This window comes from Schlesneria paludicola DSM 18645, from assembly GCF_000255655.1.
Taxonomy (GTDB): Bacteria; Planctomycetota; Planctomycetia; order Planctomycetales; family Planctomycetaceae; genus Schlesneria; species Schlesneria paludicola.
This window is the reverse complement of record NZ_JH636434.1, coordinates 990,726-1,013,100: the sequence shown is the minus strand read 5'-3', so window position 1 is coordinate 1,013,100 and position 22,375 is coordinate 990,726. Positions and strand designations below refer to the sequence as shown.

Here is a 22,375-nt window from a genome sequence, read left to right as displayed (position 1 = left end):
TGGCAAAATGGCTGAACGCCGTGGCGCCATGATGCCCGTGGTGGCCTTCATGATGCCGCTGATCATGATTTTCGTCGGTTACTCAATCAATATCGCGTGCATCGAACTGGCGCAGACGGAACTTCGGCTGAGTTGCGATTCCGCCGCCAAGGCGGCACTCGTCAACTTTGGGGTGACGCAAGCAAAAACGACCGCAACAAACTTCGGCAAGTCGGTCGCTGCGAGTAACACGGTCTATGGACAGACGATTTCAATTCCCAGCGGGAATTTCCAATACGGGAATGCCACCAAACAGGCCAACGGATCGTACCTGTTCACTCTGAATGGCACACCGATGAATAGCGTGCAAGTCACCGGGACGGCGACGATTGCACTTCCATTCGGAGCCATGATTCCCACCGGGAACTACACCTGCTCGGAAGTCTCATTCGCGACCCGAATCAGCCACGACATCGTACTTGTGCTGGATCGATCCGCATCCATGTCGTTTGACCTCAGTGGCAATCAGTTCGTCTATCCGACTGATCGCACTCAGTATTCACCGTTGCAAAGTTACTTTACCTCGCCAAGCCCGACCGCCAGCCGCTGGGCGGCACTGAATTCCGCAGTCAATTCGTTCATCGCGGTGCTCCAGGCACGCAATCTCGATGTGAAGCTGGGACTAGTGACGTACGCTGAAGCGTACACGCTTGGAAATTACAGTGCGACACAAGCGTCACTCGACGTGCAAATGTCTACCAATTTCACGGGTGTCCAGTCGCGTATGACAGCATGGGGGGCGACGCCGTTACTCGGCGACACGAATATTGCCGCAGGTTTGACGCTGGCGCAAGGTGAATTGACGAGTTCGCGAGCTCGCCTCACGGCAGATCGGACGATCATTCTGCTTACAGATGGCGTGGTGACGACGGGCAATACTGACATCCCTGGTATGACATCGACGTATCGAACGGGTTCGTCCATTGTCACACATGTGATCACATTTGGTGGTGAAGCGGCGACGGGCTCGGTCCAGACGTCGATGGTGAATGCGGCACAGAACGGAAATGGCATGTTTTTTAACGCCGCCACGGCGGCTCAGTTGCAGACGGCTTTTCAGAAAATCGCCGACAGCCTGCCAGCAGTGCTGGTTAAGTAGGATTGCGTGCCATGGTTCAGTTTCGAAAACAGTCCGGCCGACGAAGCCTCAACGATAAACGACGCGGCGCGACGACCGTCGAGTTCTCGTTGTGCTTGCCGATCTTGCTGCTGTTTGTGTTCGGGATCATGGAATTTTCTCGGATCACACAACTGCAGCAATCGGTTCGGCTCGCCACGTTTGAGGGAGCCCGGGCGGGAATTCCCCTGAACGCTACGACCGCCGACGTTCAGAACGCCGTGAACGGGGTGATGTCCGCGCTAAGTATCTCGAACTTTCAAACCACCATCAGTCCAAGTCCGCTCACTTACACGAGTTCTTCGGTGACGGTGACTGTGGCGCTTGATCCGACACAAAATGCGTGGATTACATGGTTTGCCCGTAGCAGCAATACGATCGATGCGTCCGTGACACTCCTCCGAGAAGTGCAATCCGTCTCAGTTCCATAAACGTTTATGCATGTGTTCGCGAGGCCCTGACGAGTGGCGTTGTGATCGAGTTTCTTGCTGGGGATCGCGGATCTGGCGATGTGAATGTTGGATGACCATCTTTCCAGAAACGGATTTTCGATCCTGCGTTCTGTTTGGCTGCATTCTAAAGATGGCGGCTTTACCGACAATTCAGGGTGACGCGACCGCGATTTGTGGCCTCGCGACGGCAAGACCCACTTGCCCCTGGTTGCTGATCTCCTATAATTTGTGGCGAGACCAATCGGTTTTCCATCCCTAGGAGAGAGAGTAATTATGGCCGTGACCCTCACTGAAAAGGCCGCTGGCGAAATCAAGCGCATCCGTACCGAAAGCAAGATTCCCGAAGACTATGTCTTGCGAGTGGGCGTTCGCGCTGGTGGGTGTTCGGGGTGGGACTACCAGTTCAACTTCGACGACAAAGCGGACACCTCGAAGGATTTCGTGACCGAGCAATTCGGCGTCAAGATGGCCGTTGATAAACGATTTGATTTGCACCTTGACGGAACAGAAATCGATTTCATCGATGATCTGAACCGCCGTGGATTCAAATTCAACAATCCCAATGCTCAGAAGACTTGCGGTTGCGGAAGCAGCTTCGCGATGTGATTCGAGCCTCAATCTGCGATCCGCGTGATGGCAGTGCGATCAGAATGAACAGCAGGGCGACCGATTCCATTTGGATTTGGTCGCCCTGCTTTTTTTGCCGCTGCGGCGGCAGTCCTTCGGGGGCGGCTGTTTTCGGAAAGTCTCGCGGATCATGCTGTGGCGGCCATGGTTGTTCACCGCCAATGTACCGTTCTCAGTGGCGATGCGGAGTTCCATCCCTTATTGGGGACTGGCGATTTCCACCTGCTTGATCCAATCGCGGCCAATCAACCGTACGAAACCTTCTTCCGCCTCGATTCGAAGGCGAACTCCATTCTCCACCGGCTCAATGGTCAAGCTAAAGGCATCCTGCCCATCGGCAAAGGCCGCTCGAGTCGATTCTTGATCGATCTTCGGCAGCAATAGGTCGGACGCCACCAGTTCGGGTAACTTCTTGGCTTGAAAGCGCGCACGAAGCATCGGCACGGCCGATCTTTTTCCCCCCTCGACCACGACGTTCTCTCCAATCGAATCAATCGCATCACACAGACGATCCGCCACTGTTTCCGCACGTCCGATTGCCAGCCAAACGACACCTTTTCCTTGTCCAACGATCAACTCAGGCTCGGGTCCCACGAGCCGTGTGACCGTCTCGGGGAGTACGCGCGGGGTCATCCCATGTAGCACAACGCCCACGTGCGTCTCGAATCCTTCGCGGATCTCAACAAGCCATCCTGATTTTTCAAGCTTCAGCAGGAGGTCGGGAATGGCGTCATTCAGTTTGGTGACATCGGTGCCATGCAAGGCTGCAATCAGCGACAAGTCACCCACACCGTTACCAGCGACTTGCAGGGCTGCTTCCAGCCGCGATCCCTGAGCTGGCTCGACGTCGCCTCCTAAAATCTGGTCGACGATCCCCCCGAGTGGCAGATTGATGGCAAGCCCCGCCGGAACGTCGGGACTCACCAGTGACACCAATTCACTACGAGTCGTTCCCCAGCGGTTCATCCCGATTGCCATCGCGGTCCCAGGTTTCGCGGTGATCGCGAGGTCGAGCCGAAAATGACGTGTCTTGGGGTCAAGATGCGCTCCGATGGTACCCATCTCGGTGTCGAGCACGACTCGCTCAAGGGTGTCGAGCGCCAGTTTCCCAATCGATTTTCGGAGACGCGCCGATTCGGGTTCTTCATCGTCAAGCGGCTGCAGCCATGGTTCGACTTGCTCGCGCCATCCGAGCACGTATCGCTTCTTGACCGCGGTCGGGATCTGTTTTAGATCCACCAGAACCGCGGCTTCATACTGCTCGCGAAATCCACGAGTCAGTTGCTCGGGTGTGATTTGCAGTGCCTGAACAGCCTCGGTGCTGTCTGCGAGAAACGCATAGTCTTTTCGAATGACGCAGTGATACGGCGTTCCAGGGCGTTCAATTTCGAAGTGATTTAAGGTGACCTGATGGTAACCGACCACGCCGAAGGTCGCCGTCTTCAAGAATTCATCCAGGTCTTCGACGGGAAAAAAGAGGATCTCCGCCGGCTCCACTTCATTCCAGGTTGTCATTAGGCCCAACGGCTTCGACCGTTCAATTCCTGCGAGATGGCGGACGCCACTGAGGCGGTCGTCCAACGATTCCGCCAAATCAGGGCGATCAACGGCGTCAAAAACGACTTCGCAAAGGTCGAGAACGCGATCGATGCTGGCAATGAAAATCGTCGAGTACGGTCGGGTCGCAATGGGATCTGCGGCGGTCGCAACCTGGTCGATGAAGCAGGCGAATATGGCAAGGGCTCGCCCGAATCCATTGTGGCGTTTCATGATTCCAATGATCCCTCAGACAACGTCTCGGACACGATTGATAGCGGCGTCCGCTTGAGGGGAGGAATCGAGGGTGAAAATCAGGGTATCAAGGCAAAGAGCATTCCCCCGTTCACAAGGAACAGACAGGAATGCTCTCACAAACTCTGACAAGTGCCAAGAGGAATCGTCGGTCACTCTTGGGTCAGCACGAAATTCTGGAACCGAAGTTCATCGCGACCGGGATCGCTCATGGTCTTGAACAGTTCGGCGATCAGCTTGTGGAAATGCTTCTCGCGAACGGAGTAGAAATTGTGCTTGCCGTCGCGTCGGGGTTCGATCAGGCCGGCAACACGCAACAGCGCCAGGTGGTGGCTGACGGCGGGCTGACTCTGATTCAAACGATCACACAAAGCGGAAACATGCAGTTCCCGTTCGCGTAGCAGATACATCAAAATCTTAAGCCGCGTCTCGTCGGCCAGCAATTTAAAAACTTGCACCAGGTCGCGTTCAAGTTGCTCTGACAATTCGGGGATGGGGGACCCAGCCTGAACCGCTTCTAGGGCACCAAACGTTGCGATCATATCCTTCTCACTCTCTAGTTGTGAGTCCGGCTTCAAGCTCGAAGCAGACTCGTGGTTCGTGTCACGGTGAGACACTCTGATTATCCTTTGGCTATTGTCCGTAATAGGCCATACGAGTGAGCAAGAACCGCTCACTTGCTGCCAGCAAGCCACACTTTTGAAATGGCAAAATTGGCGATTATCTGAGCTCAATCCTGAGCTTTGATGAAATGCGGATCCGGAACCAGCGCTCCAAATGGAGACTACGGTCCTGTGAAGGGTACCTGGTGAATAAGTTCGAAGTCCCCGAAATGGGGTAACGACAAATTCTCAAATTCGATTGATAGGCAAATTTCCTGGCTGACCGGAACCGGCGAAGAATGCGATGTGCAAAAGAAAACAATAACTCCAAATTTGAACAGGCGACCTCCCCATTGCAGGGGGCTGCCAGAACGATACCGTGTAGTATGTCGGCCTATCCGCTGCGCGTCAACAGGCTTCATTGAAGAATTCGAAATGAAAAACCCCTTTCTTTCAGGGCTGTTACGTCATGGATCAAGAATAATTCATACAAAATTAAGACATTCCAAGGTCAATTATCGAATCCGCCCCACACTTAGCACGTGCCGTACCAATCAACTTTAAATCCATGCCATTTGCAGCCGCCGCTGCCGAAAAGACGCATAACATCTCAACGATATTTACCGCAAAAACGTGGGATTCTTTCACGGCTGATTGTTGAATTGATCGAATTCGACAGAATTTGTCCTGGCGACTGACAGACCCGAGCGGACGATTTTTGTTCGATGTCGGCAAGAACTTTTCCCATTCCTACATTTGTTTGAGACAATTTCGTGACAGATTTTGCCAGTCTTACCAATCAGATTGCTGTCGTTACCGGATCATCGAGCGGAATTGGGCGTGCCATAGCACTGGAGTTCGCGCGAGCGGGGGCCGACATTGTCATCCATTGCGCGAGGTCTATTGACGCCGCCCATGAGCTGGCCCTGGAGATTGAATCGCTGGGCCGATCTGCAAAAGTGGTTCAGGCGGACTTTCGGGGCGGTCCTTTATTCGACGATTTTGTCGACAGGGCGTGGTCGGCGTTTGGTCAGGTCGATATTTGGGTTAACAACGCCGGAGCGGATGTGCTAACGGGCCCCGCCGCAGATTGGAGCTACGAACGGAAGCTTTCGGAGCTGTTCGATGTCGATGTACGGGCCGGAATGCTGATCGCAAAAGCCGCTGGTCAGAAGATGTTCGAGCAGCGACGGGGAGCCATTCTGATGATCGGCTGGGATCAGGCAGACCGTGGAATGGAGGGGAATAGTGGTGAACTTTTCGCCGCATCGAAGAATGCGGTGATGGGATTCAGCCGGTCCCTGGCACTCAGCCTGGCTCCACATGTGCGTGTAAACTGCATCTCTCCCGGCTGGATCAAGACCGCCTGGGGCGAAATCGCGAGCGATGCCTGGCATCAGCGCGTCATAAAAGAAACCCCCTTGCACCGGTGGGGGCTTCCAGAAGATATTGCGAATGCCGCACGATTTTTATGCAGCGATGCCGCCTCGTTCGTGACGGGGCAGGTTTTTAATGTCAACGGCGGAGCAGTACGTTGATCGGGCGAACGGTTGAATTCGCTCACTGCGAGTTTTACAACTCGATCGCTGCGCCAAAAACTCCTGGTGAGTTTCAGGCCCTCATATCGACCTTATGCAGCCCCCAAGATTGGCTTCTGACGCGACGGAGAATTCGACATGGCACTTGTGAATGACAACTACCTGAAGCTCAAGGCGGGGTATCTGTTTCCTGAAATCGGACGGCGCGTCACGAAATTCGCCGGTGAAAATCCGTCCGCGAAAATCATTCGGTTAGGGATCGGGGACGTCACCGAACCGCTGCCAAGTGCCATTATTGACGCGATGCATCGTGCGACCGATGAAATGGCCAAACGCGAGACTTTTCGCGGATACGGCCCCGAACAAGGCTACGACTTTCTGCGTGACGCCATCGCCAAGCATGACTTCGCGGCCCGCGGCGCAAACGTCGCCGCGGATGAAATCTTTGTTTCCGATGGCTCCAAGTGTGATACAGGAAACATTCTCGACATTTTCGGAGCAGGAAACGTCGTCGGTGTGACGGACCCCGTCTATCCGGTCTATGTCGATACGAACGTCATGGCGGGGCGAACAGGGGCCGCCGACGATTCCGGACGCTATGCCGGTCTGGTCTACCTGCCCGTCACCGCCGAGAATCAGTTCACACCGTCCTTGCCGGATCGCAAAGTCGACTTGTTGTATTTGTGCTATCCCAACAACCCGACGGGGACCGTGGCGACAAAAGAGACGCTGACGAAGTTCGTCGACTATGCCAAGGCCAATGACACGATCATCTTCTTTGACGCAGCTTACGAAGCGTACATCACCGATTCGTCGATTCCGCATTCGATTTACGAGATCGAAGGGGCGCGAGATGTCGCGATCGAGTTCCGTAGTTTCAGCAAGACGGCGGGTTTTACAGGCACGCGATGTGCCTTCACGGTTGTTCCCAAAGGGCTGAAGGCGAAGACGGCCTCGGGTGAATCCGTTGAACTGCATTCGCTTTGGAACCGACGGCACACCACGAAATTCAACGGTGTCAGCTACATCATCCAGCGCGGTGCCGAAGCCGTTTACTCGGACGCTGGACACAAGCAAGTTCGCGCGCTGATCGACTTCTATCTCGAGAATGCGGCGATCCTTTGCCGTGGATTGCGCGAGGCGGGCCTGACGGTTTATGGGGGAACCAACGCTCCTTACGTCTGGCTGAAGACGCCCGGTGCCATGACGAGCTGGCAGTTCTTTGATCATCTGCTGTCGAAAGCCAATCTTGTCGGAACGCCCGGAAGTGGATTCGGGGCAGCGGGCGAAGGCTATTTCCGCCTGAGTGCCTTCAACAATCGGGCCAACATCGAAGAAGCGGTCGCGAGGATCAAGCAGGTACTTGCATAGGTCTGTGCACAATCGCCTGCCCGACGACGCGACGCCCCTATCCTTCGTTAACGGATCGGTTCGGTGATGGATCAACACGGCATCTCACTGTACGGTCGGCACTACGCGAACGGCGAACCCGTTCGCGTACAACTCCGCGGCGACCGGATTCAATCGGTCGAACCGGCCTGGCCGAAAGGAGATGTCCGTGACTGGCCCTACGTCGCGCCGGCGCTCCTGGATCTTCAGATTAATGGGTTCGGTGGGGTGTGGTTCAGTGACGACAGCCTGACTCCCGATGCCGTGCTGAAGACTCTTGAACCCTACTATCAATTCGGGGTCACGCGACTGTGCCCGACGCTCATTACCAACTCATTCGAAGGGCTGGAGACGGGATTTTCGGCAATTCGACGGGCGTGCGAGCAAGCTCCCTGGGCAAATCGAATGGTTTGCGGCTGCCACCTTGAGGGACCGTATATTTCGGCCGAGGATGGTGCCCGGGGCGCTCACCCGAAACAACATGTGCGTCCGGCAAGCTGGGAGGAATTCGAGAAGTTGCAGCGGGCGTCTGGAAATCGAATTCGACTGGTCACGCTGGCGCCCGAAGCTGGCAATGCAATTGAATTCATCCGTCGGGCGGTTGCCGATGGGATCGTGATTTCGATCGGACATACCGCGGCAACCCCCGAACAGATTCGCGCCGCGGCCGACGCCGGAGCAACACTCAGTACGCACTTGGGGAATGGCGCCGTTTCCATGATGCACCGCCATCGCAACGTGATCTATGAACAGCTCGGCGATCCGAGACTGAACGCCAGTCTGATTGTCGATGGGCACCATTTGCCTGCGAATCTGGTTCAGATCTTTATCCGAGCCAAAACGATTCAAAAGACGATCATGACGTGTGACGCCGCAGGATGGGCGGGTTGTCCGCCAGGCATCTATGAGAACAAGCTGGGACGGAGTGAAATCCTGCCAAGTGGCAAGCTGGTCGTCGCGGGACAACACGAATTGCTGGCGGGTTCGGCTCAAGGGACCGACACGTGCGTCGTCAATGCCATCAAGTTTGCCGGTGTGACCCTGAAAGAGGCGGTTGACATGGCGAGCGAAAACCCAGCTCGCCTATTGGGGCAGGAAGTCGTCCGACTGCGTGCGGGATCGCGCGCCGACCTAATGTTATTTCGACGCTCAGAGACCAGAGATCGACTCGACATCGAGGCGACCATCGCCTCGGGGGAACTGAAGTTCGGCACCCTAGTCGCCTACTGACGCTGCCTACTGAATCGAACGCTCTAATCCGACGTGTCGCATCCGTCGATCAGGGCGTTCGAAATTCCTCTCGTTTCCGGCAACCGCGGCCCTGTTGGCGACCCACGGGAACGACACGAAGTGTCAGCTCGCTGGCTTTTGTCCTGGTGAACGCCAGTTGCGACCATCGTTGTGCAGCAGTTCGTCGGCAGCGCGAGGGCCCCAGGTCCCACAACGATACGGCTCGGGCATAGTTTTCGCTTTTTGCCAGAAGTCGAGAATGGGCGTGACAAACTGCCAGGCCGCTTCCAGTTCATCACTTCTCATGAACAGAGTCGAGTCACCCCTGAGGACGTCGAGCAGCAATCGCTCGTACGCTTCGGGAAGGGCTTCGGTAAACGTCTTGTAGTTGAAATCCATCGTGACCGGATGAATCTGGTACTGCATCCCTGGCCGTTTGGTTGAGAACGACAACTTGATCGATTCACTGGGCTGAATTCGAAAGACCAGTTGATTGGGTTGAGCTCCCACCAATGCACAAATATCGCCATCACATTCCACTGTGTTGAACAGGTTTAGCGGTGGCAGTTTGAATTGGATCGCGATTTCTGAAACGCGCGACGGCAATCGCTTACCTGTTCTCAGATAGAACGGAACTCCGGCCCAGCGCCAGTTATCCACTTGCACTTTCATTGCAACGTAGGTTTCTGTTCGCGAATCGGCGGGAATCCGTTCTTCGCTCAGGTAACTGACTGCGGGATGCCCGTCGACAACTCCGGCCGAATACTGTCCGGGCACGACCCACTTGGTGATGTCCCCCTTGTTTCCGCCGCTCAGCGCCTTCAGGACCTTCAGTTTTTCATCGTGCAAATCGCGAGCATGAAACAGCGCTGGCGGTTCCATCGCGATCAAACAGAGCAGCTGCAGAACATGATTCTGGAGCACGTCGCGCAGTGCGCCCGAGTTGTCGTAGTAACCCCCACGTCCCCGTTCCAACCCTTGTGATTCCGCGACAGTGATCTGAACGTGGTCGACGTGGTTTCGATTCAGCAACGGTTCAAAAATCGAGTTACCGAATCGGAACAGCAAAATGTTCTGTACGGTTTCTTTGCCCAAATAGTGATCAATTCGATAGATCTGATCTTCGCGCAGCAGGCGTCGCAAGTTGCCGCTCAGTTCCTGGGCCGATGCCAGATCGTGACCGAACGGTTTCTCGAACACGACGCGCAGCCAGTGGCTGGCGTCGCGATCAGGAATCATGTTCCCAAAGCCCATATGTTCGACAGCTGGCAGAAACAGATCGGGTGAAGTCGCCATATAGACGATTCGATTTCGGCCTGTTCCCTGTTGATCTTCGATGGCATTCAGGTCGGCATGAAACTGCGGATAGTGTTCAGCCGAAGCGATATCAAGCTGGCGATAGAACAATCGTCGCGCAAACCGCTCCCACTGTTCGGGTGTGACAGCACCATTGCGAACGCTGCCATTCACGGCCTCATAGATTTCCGCACGAAAGCTTTCATCGGATTTCTCACGCCGGGCGACCCCAATGATCGGCGCTTCATCAGACAGGTAGCCGTCGTTCCAAAGGTCAAACAAGGCGGGCAACAGTTTTCTCGCGGTCAGATCGCCGGATGCGCCGAAGATCAAGATGCTCGCCGTTTCCGGATTTGGGCGAAGATGAGGGGCTTCCGCGGCGTTTTGTGTTGTGTTTGTCGATGTTGACATCAGAACTTCCTAATCCGACAGTCAAAAACCAGTCATTGGCGGCCCACGATCTGTTCGTGATTCACCTCATGTGCATGTCATACAAAAACGAACGATCGTTGTCTTGTCCCACGCGAATCTGATTCGCATTCCGAATTTGCGAGAAACCACGCATATCCATCAGAGAACTGGTATGTTTCGTTGCGTCTGTTTCACAATTTGTGATCGGTACGGGTGAAAATATTCCGCCAAGTGCACATTCATTTCGGTTCGCGAAGTTTTGACCGGCGAATTCCTTCTTGCGGGGTTCGGAGATTACTCATAAAAACAAATCAGAATCTTCATTCATCCTGCGACAAGTGGAGGCGATTTCGAGATGCGAAAAATAGCAGGCGGACTCTGCCTGATGCTCGTAGCAGCCATTTCAGGTGGTGACGAAACGGCGCCGCGTGTCGAATCAACACGACTGGTTCCTGTCGAAGAATGTCGAATCACGCTGCTCGATCATGTCACGCTGGCATCAGATCGAGCGGGAATCATCAAAAGTCTGGAATTCAAAGAAGGGCAAACGGTCACGGTTGGAAGTCGAATCGCATTGATTGCCGACGAGGTGGCTCGCGCCAATCTGGCGGTTGCCGAAAAAAAAGCGAAGAACGAAGTCGAAGTCAAATTTGCGAAGGTGGCACGGGACGCCGCCGAAAAAGAATTTCGAATGATGGAGAAGATGGCCGAAGAATCGAGCAAGGACTCGGTTGATCGACTGCAGGCCGTCGCCCAGGCGGAAGTCGACAAGGCCAAGCTAGCCCGCGACAAGGCAGTCCTGTCGATCGATCACGCCGTACATGAACTGGAGCTGGCGAAGCTGAACTACGAAGTCACCGCCGCCGAACTGAAAACCTATTCGATCATTTCCGATTTCGATGGCGTCGTGACTCGCATCTTCAAAAAGAAGGGTGAAGCGGTCCGTCAAGGTGATCCTGTGGCCGAGATCATCAACACGAATCGTGTACGAATCGAAGGTCGTGTCCGTCTGGCCGCATTGCCGTATGCCACACAGGGAGCCAAAGTCCTGGTGAAGCTGTCTGTCGAAGACATTGACTTGCCCGGCGAAGACGTCGAATTCGAAGGGCGGATCACGTTCGTTGACCCCGTCTCTGATCCCGTTGATCTGACCACGCGTGTCTATGCCGAAGTGCAAAACCGCGACAACATTTTGCGGCCCGGATTGGAAGCTCAAATGGAAATTGAGCTCGACGAGCAGACGGCGTTGAAACGATCCCGATTGCTTGAGCAGGGTAAGGTCCCCAAACGTGTGTCCAGCAGAACAGCGGAACGCCCTTGATTCGCCTGGACGCAATGCAACACGGTTTGATGTGATCAAGCCAGAGTTCAATATCCGACGCAGGCGAACGTCGGATCGGCGCGTTCGATACCCTGAAACGACAAGGCCACGTTCGCATGTCGATGGCGGCGCCCACCCAACAGATGCGATCGTCTCAGCGGCCTGTTCCGCTCCGAGGTCGGAATGATCTTGTTGTCAGAAAAATCGAATTCCAGGGTGTTTCCCATTTCGTCATCAAAGATCCGGTCGGTCTGACCTATCACCGTCTTCGATCAGACCAATATCGCGTTTTGATGCTGCTGGACGGAAAACGAAGCCTGGAATCGATTCGCGACGAATTGGTTCGTGAATTTCCGGCGGTCAGCCCCACCTTGAATGATGCACAGGCGCTGTGCGCGGACTTGCATTCGAAAGGGCTGGCGTACGGTATTCGACCAGGTCAGGCCACGGCTCGAATTCGTCAAAAGCGAAAGAGCCAACGACAAAAAATGCTTTCCGGACTGATGAACATTCTCTCACTTCGGTTGCCGGGATGGGACCCCGATTCGCTGTTGGGGGCGATGGTGCCCTGGACGCGATGGATGTATCACCCCATTACTGCCGCGATCGCGACACTCGTCGTTCTCTGTTCTTGGCTGATGCTGGCCATTCAGTTTCAAGCGTTTCAGGCGGGGCTTCCGGCCTTCAACCAATTCTTCGGTTGGCCCAATCTGATCTTCCTTTGGCTGACACTTGCCTGCTCCAAGGTGATTCATGAATTCGGGCATGGTTTGTCATGCAAGATGATGGGTAGTGAGTGTCACGAGATGGGGGTCATGCTGCTGGTTGGCAGCCCCTGTCTCTATTGCGATGTGTCAGATTCGTGGATGCTGCGTAACAAGTGGGCGCGCATTCTGATCGGAGCCGCCGGGATGCTCATTGAAATCGTGATCTCGGCCTTCGCGATTTTTTTCTGGTGGATCACATCGCCAGGGCTCTTCCACTACCTCTGTCTGAATCTGTTCTTTGTGACGACCGTCACGACGGTGATCTTCAATGCCAACCCGCTGATGCGGCTGGATGGCTATTATATGCTTAGCGATTTCCTCGAAATCCCCAACATGCGCAACAAGGCGGATCAGTTGACGCGTGATTGGTTCGCGCACTTATGCCTGGGAATCGAGCCGCGTCACGATCCGTTCATGCCTCAAACAAATCAGCACTGGTTCATTCTCTATGCGATTGCCTCGAAGCTTTACAGTTGGATCATCCTCGGCAGTATCCTGATCTTTCTTTACACCGTCCTGAAGCCATACGGACTACAAAGCATCGGTCAATCGCTGGCAGTCTTCTCTCTCGTGGGGATCGTGGTGCAAATGTCCGTGAACGCCTACAAAATCCTTTCCGCACCCCGCGAGCAGCCGATTCGCAAGTGGCGATTGGCGCTGACGACGCTGTTCCTGGCGGGACTGGTCGCCTGTCTGGGCATGATCGAAATTCCATTCATTCAATGGGCGGCCTTCGTCATCGAACCAAAAGACGTTCGACATGTCTTCACCAAAGTGCCCGGCGAATTGGTCGAAATGAAAGTGAAACCAGGCGACCGAGTTGAAGAGGGCCAGACACTTGCCGTCTTGCATGATCCACTGTTGGAAGATCGCGAACGACAACTGAAGCTCCATTTGGAACTGAAAACAAAAAACTTGCGAAATGCTTCGATTGTCGATGATCGCAGCGAACGTGCTTTGGCTGAAGAGAGCATCGTTTCACTTCGTGAACAACTGAACGAGCTCGAAGAACGGAAAAAGCACCTTGTTGTGATCGCCCCAATCTCGGGCACAGTCGTGGAACCACAGCGAGAAGCGGGGCCCTCGTTGCAACAGCAGAGAGCTCATTTATCCGGTTGGACCGGGACACCGCTTGATATCAAGAATGCCGGTGCCTTCTTTGCCGAACGAACCAAGTTGCTGAGTATCGCGCCCGATCAGCGAATGCACGCCATCCTGTATCTCGATCAAGCGGATCGGCAAGATGTCACGATTGGGCTTCCGGTGGGGCTCAAGTTCGACCACCAGTCCGAAAAAGTGTACCGCGGTACCATCTCGCAAATTGCCACTGCGCATTCCGACTATGCCCCAGAGACGATGTCGGTCAGAAATGGCGGACTGCTTGCAACGACGGGTGATCGTGAAGGTCGTCAGCAACTGCAAGAATCGGCCTATCAGGCGACGATTGAACTCGATGAAACGCCCGAGCTTTTGAAGTCGAACTTGCGAGGAACGGCAAGGTTCATGGCCGTCAAACGATCGGCATTCGGCTGGCTATGGCGTTACGTTCGGCGGACGTTCCATTTCAAGATGTGAGATTGGCTACCATACAGGGCTGGGCCGTCAAGTTGTTCGAGTGCCACGCGTTTGAATGACGCCTGCAGAAGGAGCGGCAGCGACCTGGAGCAATTTGAAGCGCCGCTTCATCCGTCCACACGTGCTCACTTGCTTCCGCTTCCCGTCGCGAGGACACTCATCGCAATCTGTGTTTGCGGTCTTTTTTGTCTCGCACGGGAGCAGTCATGCGGAAGAATTCGGTCAAAGCGGCACTCAAAGCCGGATTGCCACAAGTTGGAACATGGTTGTCGCTGGGCAACGTATTTGCCGCGCGATTGATGGCGCGCGTTGGTTTTCCCTGGCTGACGGTTGACCTTGAACACTCTCCGATCGGCTGGGACAACGCGGGGCAATTGTTCGGCGCCGTCGCGGATGCAGGTTGCATTTGCCTGTGTCGCGTGCCGCGCGGCGACCATGACTATATTAAACGTGTTCTCGACGCTGGGGCACATGGGATCGTGGTTCCGATGGTCAATACCGTCGAAGAAGCCAAGATCGCGATTGCCGCGGCCAAGTATCCCCCCATCGGCAACCGTTCGGTTGGCGGCGGGATGCACGCGATGAATTTCAATGCAACCGCTGGCGACTACTACAAGTACGCGAACGATGAAGTTCTGGTCGTCTTGCAAACCGAATCCCCGGAAGGCGTCAGAAATGCGGAAGCGATCTACAGCCTGCCCGGCGTCGACGCCATTTTCGTCGGTCCTCACGACTTAACATTTCAGATGCGTGGACCGGATGGCAAAGATCCCTCTCCTGAAGCGTTTGAAGCCGAACTGCAAAAGGTCCTGGCCATCGGCAAGAAATGCGGAACTCCTGTCGGAATCCACGTGCAAACCGTTGAAGCCGTTCAGAAGCGAATCGCCGAAGGCTGGCAATTCATTGCCTTGGGAAGCGAACTGAAGTTCATGGTTACCGAGGCCCAAAAAATGGTTCAGGGTCTGTCGCTGAAAGACGCTGAAGATCTCGCCAGGTATTAACGGCTGGGAAATGCCGCGACCTCTGCTGACCTGACCGACAACTTTCCAAGGTCTTTACTTTGCCGCATGGCTCGCCAATCGTAAGCGAGCCATGCAGCGAAACTCGATTTTCTCGCGTGACATCTGGGGCGCTATTTGCACCCTGTGGTCTCGCGCGGGCCTTAATTGTCGCTGGAAATTTCCTTCGAAGCGTCAGACAAACCCGCGTCTGACACGGCTGCATCGACAACCAATGAGAGCGGCGGGGCAGGTGCCTTCTTCGTGGAAGTTCGCAGCAGGTTTTTTCTACGCCATTGACTGAGTTGCTTCGAGGCCCGGATCAACCTTTGTGACGCCAAAAGCGTGGCGAGTCCGCAGGCGAGTCCCTTCCACGATTCGGTCTCGTTTCCAACGACAAATGAGCCGAGATACCAAGCCGTTGCGACGGCTGAAATCGACGTCAGCGTCGACGTCAAGTAGAACTCGTTCCGCAGATTGTCCCAAGTATGCTTGGCAAGTGCCGTACGAGCGGACATCTGTGCGACGGCGCGAAATGACTGCACTTCCTCTCGGATCGCGTTCTTATTCTGACGATGCCGTGGCTCAGCCAGCAGATGGGACCGGTCCTCGGCGTTGAACTCTGGCGCCGATTCAACGGGAGGCACATAGACCGCAAATGGTTTCGGTTCCTCTGGTGCAGATTCTGATGGCGTCGCACCGGAAGCGGTATCGGGAAAACGCCGCGGCTTACCCAGCAATCGGGCCAACTGTGCTTCGACCGAATACTCATCAACTTCGGAGGATTCCGTCACGATCTCGGGGGCAGGCAATTCAGGAGGCACCGCGACAACGGGGGAAGTTGGAGCAGGTGCGGGCGATGGTTCTGGTGCCGCCAACTGCGAAAGTTCGCGCAATCGACGAGTCCATGCATTGTCTTCTTCAGACTCGTCGGTCGTCACTACGGCGGTCCCTGCTGAATCTGGCGAGTCCCCGGATGCTATTTCGGCCGTCGTTGTGAGAACGTCAGATTGTGCTCGACCCGCGTCGCAGGAGATTGTTGACTGAGAGAGACTCTCTAACAATTCCTCCGATTGAATCGGGGCGGTCTCTGACAGACGCTGATCCTCGGAGGACCGTTCGAAAGTCGAGGACGGTGATTCGGGAAGATCAAACATCTGTGCCAATTGCGCACGCAAATTTGGTAGCGACAGATCCTCGCCATCGCCACTTGCACGTCGGAACGCGGATTCGATTCCGAGCGATGGCTCAGTTGCGTCAAATCTCGTTCCGCCAACCTGATCGAGCGAGTTGCGTTCGAACGATTCCACATCGTGCTGACTTGCTTCGTGTGTTAGGGCATTCGTTCCGAAGAGTTGAGACATGCCTGACAACGTTGAGTCGATTGTCTCAATGACACGACGTGCAACTTCGTCTTCCTGGTGTTGCGGCGGCAGCGGTTCGTCGGCGAATGCTTCATGGTACGCCATCGCAGTGGTCTGAATCGACGACGGGGACTCTGATTCGAGTGTCGGCTCAGTCCCTCGTGCCGAACTCCACACATTTTCATCCCGACAATTGATCACCTCGTCAGAGTGACATAACCCCGATTGGTGTGCAGGGGGCACCTCGTCAACCGGATTGTCGCCAATCGACTGTCCACTCCAAGCCACGCTGCTTGTCGAGGACAGTCCGTCAGCCGGAATTGGTGGCGGTAGCATTGTCATTGAGCCGGTCAGTGATTCGTATGACGACTCAGGACCAAGAAGTGAGGTCATTTCGCTTGTCGACGTGGGAACGGACTCATGGCGCCAATGACCGGCGGTCCCTGGCCCCGTTGGGGAGTCATCATCAGAGGACGGTTCGACAAACCGGTATTGGGCGGCGTGCGATGCCGTGAGGGCCACACTCATTTCTTCGCGTGTCGCCAAAAATGATTCACGTTCGAGTTGACGCTGGTGTCGTTCGGCATCGAGTTGCAACCGAAGCGCATTGTCCGATTGACGCAACTCTTCGACTTCCGCTTGCAATCGATGTACTTCGGAATCGACGGAGTCTTTTCCCTGAGCGTGGCCCAGGAAGATTCGCTCGTGTTCGACAAGCTGGGCCCGCGCCAGGTTCAAATCGGCTTGCAGCTGTTCCACGTCCGCGCGTTCGAAGTCATAAGCGTTCCGTTCACGTTGAAGGTCGCGCCGCTCGGATTCCAGTTCAGATTCGAGGACGATCTTACGCTGTCTTAAACGGTCGAGTTCGGCCTGCAGTCCGCCCACATCGGCGCGTTCGAATTCATATCCGTTTCGCTCGCGCTGAAGTTCGCGGCGTTCTGCCTCAAGCTTCATTTCAAGATCGCTTCTGGATTGTCTGACTCTCTCGATTTCTGCCTGCAATTGCGCGAGTTGCTCATCGGCGGTCCGTTTCGCTCGGAGATGTTCATCGAGCGACTGGCGGTGCAAATCGAGTTCGCACTTCACCTGGCTCAACTCAGTTCGAAGGCCGTCGACATCGGACCGCGTGGCGTCGAACCGTTCACGCTCGCGTCGCAGGGATTCACGTTCCTGTTCGAACGATTGGCGATCAGATTCGAGTTCAATCCGAAGAGAATGCAGCGAAGTCTCTTCATCGTTCAGCCGCATTCGCGCCTGAGTGAGTTCGCGCACTTCTTGCTCGCGTTGTCGCGATTCGGCAGATCTCTCGGCTGCGAATGAGGTTCGATCATGTTCCATTCGCTGCTGCGCTGCCAGCAACTCATCCTGCAGCATTGCCAGTGCGTGGCGTTCGTTCGTCAGTTGCGTTTCGCGTTCTTGGGTTTCAACCGAATGTTGGCGCCGCGTCGTTTCGAATGCGGCACGCGTCGAATGCAATTCGCCCAACTCTTGCGCGGCTTGAACTCGTTCTGTCGCGGCGACACGACGATCACGTTCAATGTCCTCTCGCAATCGTTGGAGCTCGATGCGGCTTTCCGCGATACGTTCTGCTTCCTGTTGAAACGCGCCTCGACGCTGCTCGACAAACTCCAGCTGATCCCTCAGTTCGTCAGCCGTGCGACGATACGCGGCGTCCCATTCTTGCCACAGGGCTTTCTGCCGCGCGTGCTCTTCGGCCAGATCGCGCCGTGTCGATTGAGCCGCCGCCACAAGGCGCTCTTGTTCTTGAGTCAGCAGCGACTGTTTTCGTTCATGTGCCGACTCGCGCTCAGACAATTGACCGTGTCGATCGCGCAGACGTTGAGCTTGTCGCGATAGCTCTTCCGCAAGCTGCGCGAGTTCTGCTTCCTTAACATTCAGCCGTTGCCGTTCTTCCTCAAGGCGTGCATCGTCGCGACCGCGATCAACAACCATTGGCAGATCATTCAACATGGCAATTTGCCGGTGAATTTCTCGCAATGCGAGTCCGTGCGTTGCCACAGGCGGTGCACACTCGACTCGCGAAATCGGTGTCGCAGGCTCGTCTAGCGCTATCCGTTCGATATCAACGGCTTCAGACGGTATGGCCGGCGAAGACACAATCGATGCGACGACGTTCTGGGGTTGGTTAAAACCAACTGGTGGAACATCTTCCGTCGCAGTCTTAATGACGGGGGCCGGGATCGACGATTCCGTATTCGGTAGAACGGCGACGAATCGCATGGCTTCCGCAAGCAACTCCGGTGGAATCGGAGGCGGCACCTGAGGTCTGATCTGCGATGGCAACATGACTTGAACAGGTTCGGGCGGGATCGCAGGAGCGTGCGTTTCGACTTCAGCGGCGTTGAAGTCGAGCAGTTCATCCGCCGTGGCGATACGCAATTTGTAAGTGATCGGTCCAATACTAATCCGATCGCCCGGTCGAAGTGTCGTTTCCGACACGACGCCGTCATTGACCCAAGTCCGCGGATCAAGGGCTTTGAGAAGAATCATCTGATCGCCAACCAGCAACATCGCGTGACGCGGTTGAACGCCTTCCGCCACAACGCGAATGGCACAGATGTCGCTCGTGCCGATCAAATGCTTGCCAGGAGGCAGATACGCCAACGGCAATTGCGTATGACGTGGCGGTTCCAGCACGAGCAGGCCGCTTGATCGAGCGGTGCGTGGATGACGGCTCTTGGTGCTGGCAACAGAGATCATTTTTCAGCTCTTTCCGCGACGAATGACTGAGAGGGCCGATCGAATACGACGAGCGGAATCCATGTTCGTGACGAGTGCAGCGACGAACCGCCTGTTGAAATCAAGGGGGCAGTCGCCTCGGCGTTCACGATGTCATGGCGTTGTCGAATCTGGGCGGAGCCAGTCCCTGTGATTTCCACTGGTGTCTAACGATTGAAGGGACCTTGTCGAATGTTCGCACTGAACAGAGTCACAACATCGAATGACAATGTCCCCGCCAGACACATCACTGACTTTTCGGCTCAGGTAAGGTTTAACTTGCGTCTTGTCCCACAAATCCTTGGACGGTCGCTCGACCTATGACAACCTGATCCAAGATTGACCATCGAATGAGATTGTCAGGCGGAACGGACTGTGCGGGAAACGACAGCTATCCAGCTTCTAACGAAACTGATGCGGAACGTTCAAAGGGGCGAATGTGGGGCTCCAGCCAATTCCTCGGCACAATCCTGCGTGACGGTGGAGAACATGGAAGGCCGGCTTCCCACAACGGAAACGTGACCTGATGTGGACCAATCTGCTAATCTCTCGGGTACCAAAAATGCCGTATGACTGCCAAATTGCATGCGCCACAGCGCTCACCCAGGCCGTTCGACTTTCAGGAGTACATCGAACATGCGGTTTGTGATTCCGTGGTTTGTGGCAAGCCTGTTCATTGCGGGGCAGGGACTGTTAAACGCTGACGAAGCAACGCGTCCACCTCGTCCAGTTCCCGGTGATCCCATGACACGAGGCCGGTTTCTCAAGCTGATTGATCGCCCCCGATCACCACTGGACCCGCGCGAGCAGCCTGAGTCACACGAGCAGAATCTGATCGAACAGCATTTCACCTTCAATTCAGAGGCGGGAGAAGTCGTACCGGGACGGCTGGTCAAACCCGTCTCGAGTCACGGTCTGTGTCCAACGGTGATCGTGTTGCATGGAACAGGCGGCAGCAAGGATGCGATGCGGCCTCTACTTCGCCGGCTGGCTTCGCGAGGCCTTACCGCAGTGGCGATCGACGCCCGCTATTCGGGTGAACGGCTGAATGGTGAGAAAGGGGCGGACTCATATCGTGCGGCCATCTTTGAAACGTGGAAATCGGGGAACAAGTTTCCCTTTCTTTACGACACGGTCTGGGACACGCTGCGATTGATCGATTACCTTGAGACGCGTCGTGATATCAACCCGAAGAAGATCGGAGGCATCGGTTTCTCCAAAGGAGGAACTGAGCTGTACCTCGCCGCGGCGACAGATACTCGATTGGCTGCCGTGGTTCCGTGCATTGGTGTGCAGAGTTTCGGCTGGGCGCTGAGTCACGACGCCTGGCATTCACGGATCGGGACGATTCAGTCTGCCGTGGATGCCGCTGCGCGCGATGCAGGTGTGACGACGCTCGATGCCAAGTTCATCCGTCGTTTCTACGATCGAGTTGTCCCGGGAATTTGTGATGTCTTCGATGGTCCCGCCATGCTGCCGGCAATTGCCCCGCGTCCGCTACTTGTCATTAACGGCGACCGAGATGACCGAACACCGCTCGGCGGGCTGAATCTCTGCATCGAGTCCGCGCGTGCTGCCTACGTCCAGGCGGGCGCGAGTGATCAGTTCGAATGCCTATTGCAACCGAATACAGGTCATGCTGTGACTCCCCAGTCTGAGAACTATGCAATCGACTGGTTGATACAGAAATTGGCGCCGGACGCAAACTCGAGTGTTCATCGGTGAATCTTGAGTTCAGACGGGTGACTCGTTTTTTCGAAAACATCGACTTTGAAAGTTCTATCATGTTTCTGCGCGGCGGTCCCCAGATTCTCATGCTGCTGATTCTCGTTTGTGCCCTTGCCGGCACGACACACCGCGTCGCCGCGGCCGACCGATTGAATGTCGTCCTCATCCTCGCCGACGATTTGGGCTACGAGTGCATCGGCGCAAACGGAGGAACGTCCTACAAAACTCCGCATCTCGATCAACTGGCCGCGACCGGTGCGAGGTTCGAACATTGCTATGCGCAGCCGCTGTGCACACCCACCCGCGTCCAAATGATGACTGGGCAATCGAATGTCCGTAACTACGTCCGGTTCGGTTTGCTTGACGCTCAGCAAAGGACGTTTGGTCACATCTTGAAAGAGGCGGGATTCGCCACGGGAATTGTCGGCAAATGGCAATTGGACAACGGACTCAATGGACCCCATCATTTCGGTTTCGACGACTACTGCCTTTGGCAACTGAACCGCCGGCCACCGCGATACGCCAACCCAGGACTTGAGATCAATGGAAGGCAGATCGATTTTTCGAATGGCGAGTACGGTCCCGATCTGGTGCAACAGCACGCTCTACGATTTATAGAGCAGCATCGCGATCAACCGTTTTTTCTCTACTATCCGATGATGCTTACGCATGCACCGTTCCAACCAACTCCCGACAGTTCCGACTGGGATCCCAATGCGATCGGTGAGACCATCAACCAGGATGGGCGTCATTTTGGGGAAATGCTGACATATCTGGACAAACTTGTCGGCCAGTTGGTGTCTCGCCTTGAGGATCTTCAAATACGAGAACGAACACTGATCCTGTTTGTAGGCGATAATGGTACCGCATTGAAGGTGTCGTCCGAGTGGAATGGTCAGACAATCATTGGAGGCAAGTCGAAGACGACAGACGCGGGAACGCGAGTTCCCTTGATTGCAAATTGCTCTGGGCTTGTCGCACCGCGCGTCATCTCGGACCTTGTTGACACCACCGACTTCCTTCCCACGATTTGTGATGCCGTTGGCATCGGCTTGCCCACGGATCGACCATTTGATGGTCGAAGTTTTCTGCCCCAACTCAAGGGGGAAACGGGAACACCACGTTCCTGGCTGTACTGCTGGTACGCACCTAATCAAGGGAATCGAATTGACGAGCCAGTCGAATTCGCCCGAAACCATCACTACAAACTGTATGGCGATGGACGACTGTCGAAGCTCGATGGCCGGTATGGTGAAGACGTCTTGGCACCGGAATCTTTTGATGCAGCCGCTCAGATGGCGAAGGAGCAGCTCAGTCAGGCTCTCGCGCAGTTTGCCGACGCGCGGCCTAAAGAACTGCGTCGACCGGCGCGGTCCAAGTGAATAACGCAT

General features: G+C 55.3%; 15 protein-coding genes. 11 read left to right on the top strand and 4 right to left on the bottom strand.

All coding sequences use genetic code 11. From position 1 onward, the window contains the following. The first annotated feature begins 7 nt into the window (after positions 1-7). From OSO_RS0104845 to OSO_RS0104830, 3 genes are all read left to right on the top strand, one after another. Positions 8-1,138 (top strand): vWA domain-containing protein, encoded by a 1,131-nt coding sequence (locus OSO_RS0104845; RefSeq protein ID WP_029246651.1) that lies wholly within the window; start codon positions 8-10, stop codon positions 1,136-1,138. Positions 1,139-1,149: 11 nt separating this feature from the next. Beyond that, a complete protein-coding gene (locus OSO_RS47460) occupies positions 1,150-1,587 on the top strand; it encodes a TadE/TadG family type IV pilus assembly protein (RefSeq protein WP_010582367.1) in 438 nt (145 codons plus the stop codon). A gap of 294 nt (positions 1,588-1,881) precedes the next feature. Next, a complete protein-coding gene (locus OSO_RS0104830; RefSeq protein ID WP_010582366.1) occupies positions 1,882-2,214 on the top strand; it encodes a HesB/IscA family protein in 333 nt (110 codons plus the stop codon). Positions 2,215-2,433: 219 nt separating this feature from the next. Here the strand turns inward: OSO_RS0104830 and OSO_RS0104825 are convergent, their stop codons facing one another. Both OSO_RS0104825 and OSO_RS0104815 read right to left on the bottom strand, forming a co-directional pair. Further along, positions 2,434-4,005, bottom strand: coding sequence for a hypothetical protein (locus OSO_RS0104825; RefSeq protein ID WP_010582365.1), 1,572 nt, complete (start codon positions 4,003-4,005; stop codon positions 2,434-2,436). 173 nt (positions 4,006-4,178) lie between these two features. After that, the gene (locus OSO_RS0104815; protein WP_010582364.1) at positions 4,179-4,568 is read right to left on the bottom strand and encodes an ArsR/SmtB family transcription factor; all 390 of its coding nucleotides are present in this window, start codon (positions 4,566-4,568) and stop codon (positions 4,179-4,181) included. Positions 4,569-5,401: 833 nt separating this feature from the next. Here OSO_RS0104815 and OSO_RS0104805 point away from each other — a divergent pair. From OSO_RS0104805 to OSO_RS0104795, 3 genes are all read left to right on the top strand, one after another. After that, entirely contained in the window at positions 5,402-6,166 is a 765-nt protein-coding gene (locus OSO_RS0104805) for an SDR family NAD(P)-dependent oxidoreductase (RefSeq protein ID WP_010582363.1), read from the top strand. Between the two features lie 138 nt (positions 6,167-6,304). Beyond that, complete coding sequence (locus OSO_RS0104800) at positions 6,305-7,537, top strand: LL-diaminopimelate aminotransferase (protein WP_010582362.1); 1,233 nt, start codon at positions 6,305-6,307, stop codon at positions 7,535-7,537. 66 nt (positions 7,538-7,603) lie between these two features. Next, a complete protein-coding gene (locus OSO_RS0104795) occupies positions 7,604-8,785 on the top strand; it encodes an N-acetylglucosamine-6-phosphate deacetylase (protein WP_010582361.1) in 1,182 nt (393 codons plus the stop codon). Positions 8,786-8,908: 123 nt separating this feature from the next. On the opposite strand, the gene zwf is transcribed toward OSO_RS0104795, so the two are convergent. Continuing rightward, complete coding sequence (gene zwf / locus OSO_RS0104790; protein WP_010582360.1) at positions 8,909-10,492, bottom strand: glucose-6-phosphate dehydrogenase; 1,584 nt, start codon at positions 10,490-10,492, stop codon at positions 8,909-8,911. 355 nt (positions 10,493-10,847) lie between these two features. On the opposite strand from zwf, the gene OSO_RS0104780 reads away from it, so the two are divergent. The 3 genes from OSO_RS0104780 to OSO_RS0104770 all read left to right on the top strand — a co-directional run bounded on the left by OSO_RS0104780 (position 10,848) and on the right by OSO_RS0104770 (position 15,156). Further along, positions 10,848-11,813, top strand: coding sequence for an efflux RND transporter periplasmic adaptor subunit (locus OSO_RS0104780; RefSeq protein ID WP_010582359.1), 966 nt, complete (start codon positions 10,848-10,850; stop codon positions 11,811-11,813). 116 nt (positions 11,814-11,929) lie between these two features. Then, positions 11,930-14,155, top strand: a complete 2,226-nt coding sequence (locus OSO_RS0104775) for a PqqD family peptide modification chaperone (protein ID WP_010582358.1) — start codon at positions 11,930-11,932, stop codon at positions 14,153-14,155. Between the two features lie 206 nt (positions 14,156-14,361). Further along, a complete protein-coding gene (locus OSO_RS0104770; RefSeq protein WP_010582357.1) occupies positions 14,362-15,156 on the top strand; it encodes an HpcH/HpaI aldolase family protein in 795 nt (264 codons plus the stop codon). Positions 15,157-15,317: 161 nt separating this feature from the next. Here the strand turns inward: OSO_RS0104770 and OSO_RS0104765 are convergent, their stop codons facing one another. Continuing rightward, a complete protein-coding gene (locus OSO_RS0104765) occupies positions 15,318-19,238 on the bottom strand; it encodes an FHA domain-containing protein (protein ID WP_010582356.1) in 3,921 nt (1,306 codons plus the stop codon). 654 nt (positions 19,239-19,892) lie between these two features. On the opposite strand from OSO_RS0104765, the gene OSO_RS42150 reads away from it, so the two are divergent. Continuing rightward, positions 19,893-20,981 carry a dienelactone hydrolase family protein gene (locus OSO_RS42150; protein ID WP_010582354.1) on the top strand — a complete coding sequence of 363 codons (1,089 nt, stop codon included), beginning with the start codon at positions 19,893-19,895 and terminating at the stop codon, positions 20,979-20,981. A gap of 59 nt (positions 20,982-21,040) precedes the next feature. Next, positions 21,041-22,366 carry a sulfatase family protein gene (locus tag OSO_RS0104750; RefSeq protein WP_050986001.1) on the top strand — a complete coding sequence of 442 codons (1,326 nt, stop codon included), beginning with the start codon at positions 21,041-21,043 and terminating at the stop codon, positions 22,364-22,366. Positions 22,367-22,375 lie beyond the last annotated feature (9 nt).

Excerpts from the sequence above, each read along its gene's own strand:
- OSO_RS0104845 (WP_029246651.1), top strand. The coding sequence starts at position 8 with ATGGCTGAACGCCGTGGCGCCATGATGCCCGTGGTGGCCTTCATGATG.
- OSO_RS47460 (WP_010582367.1), top strand. The coding sequence starts at position 1,150 with ATGGTTCAGTTTCGAAAACAGTCCGGCCGACGAAGCCTCAACGATAAA.
- OSO_RS0104830 (WP_010582366.1), top strand. The coding sequence starts at position 1,882 with ATGGCCGTGACCCTCACTGAAAAGGCCGCTGGCGAAATCAAGCGCATC.
- OSO_RS0104825 (WP_010582365.1), bottom strand. The coding sequence starts at position 4,005 with ATGAAACGCCACAATGGATTCGGGCGAGCCCTTGCCATATTCGCCTGC.
- OSO_RS0104815 (WP_010582364.1), bottom strand. The coding sequence starts at position 4,568 with ATGATCGCAACGTTTGGTGCCCTAGAAGCGGTTCAGGCTGGGTCCCCC.
- OSO_RS0104800 (WP_010582362.1), top strand. The coding sequence starts at position 6,305 with ATGGCACTTGTGAATGACAACTACCTGAAGCTCAAGGCGGGGTATCTG.
- OSO_RS0104795 (WP_010582361.1), top strand. The coding sequence starts at position 7,604 with ATGGATCAACACGGCATCTCACTGTACGGTCGGCACTACGCGAACGGC.
- zwf (WP_010582360.1), bottom strand. The coding sequence starts at position 10,492 with ATGTCAACATCGACAAACACAACACAAAACGCCGCGGAAGCCCCTCAT.
- OSO_RS0104780 (WP_010582359.1), top strand. The coding sequence starts at position 10,848 with ATGCGAAAAATAGCAGGCGGACTCTGCCTGATGCTCGTAGCAGCCATT.
- OSO_RS0104775 (WP_010582358.1), top strand. The coding sequence starts at position 11,930 with ATGTCGATGGCGGCGCCCACCCAACAGATGCGATCGTCTCAGCGGCCT.
- OSO_RS0104770 (WP_010582357.1), top strand. The coding sequence starts at position 14,362 with ATGCGGAAGAATTCGGTCAAAGCGGCACTCAAAGCCGGATTGCCACAA.
- OSO_RS0104765 (WP_010582356.1), bottom strand. The coding sequence starts at position 19,238 with ATGATCTCTGTTGCCAGCACCAAGAGCCGTCATCCACGCACCGCTCGA.
- OSO_RS42150 (WP_010582354.1), top strand. The coding sequence starts at position 19,893 with ATGCGGTTTGTGATTCCGTGGTTTGTGGCAAGCCTGTTCATTGCGGGG.
- OSO_RS0104750 (WP_050986001.1), top strand. The coding sequence starts at position 21,041 with ATGTTTCTGCGCGGCGGTCCCCAGATTCTCATGCTGCTGATTCTCGTT.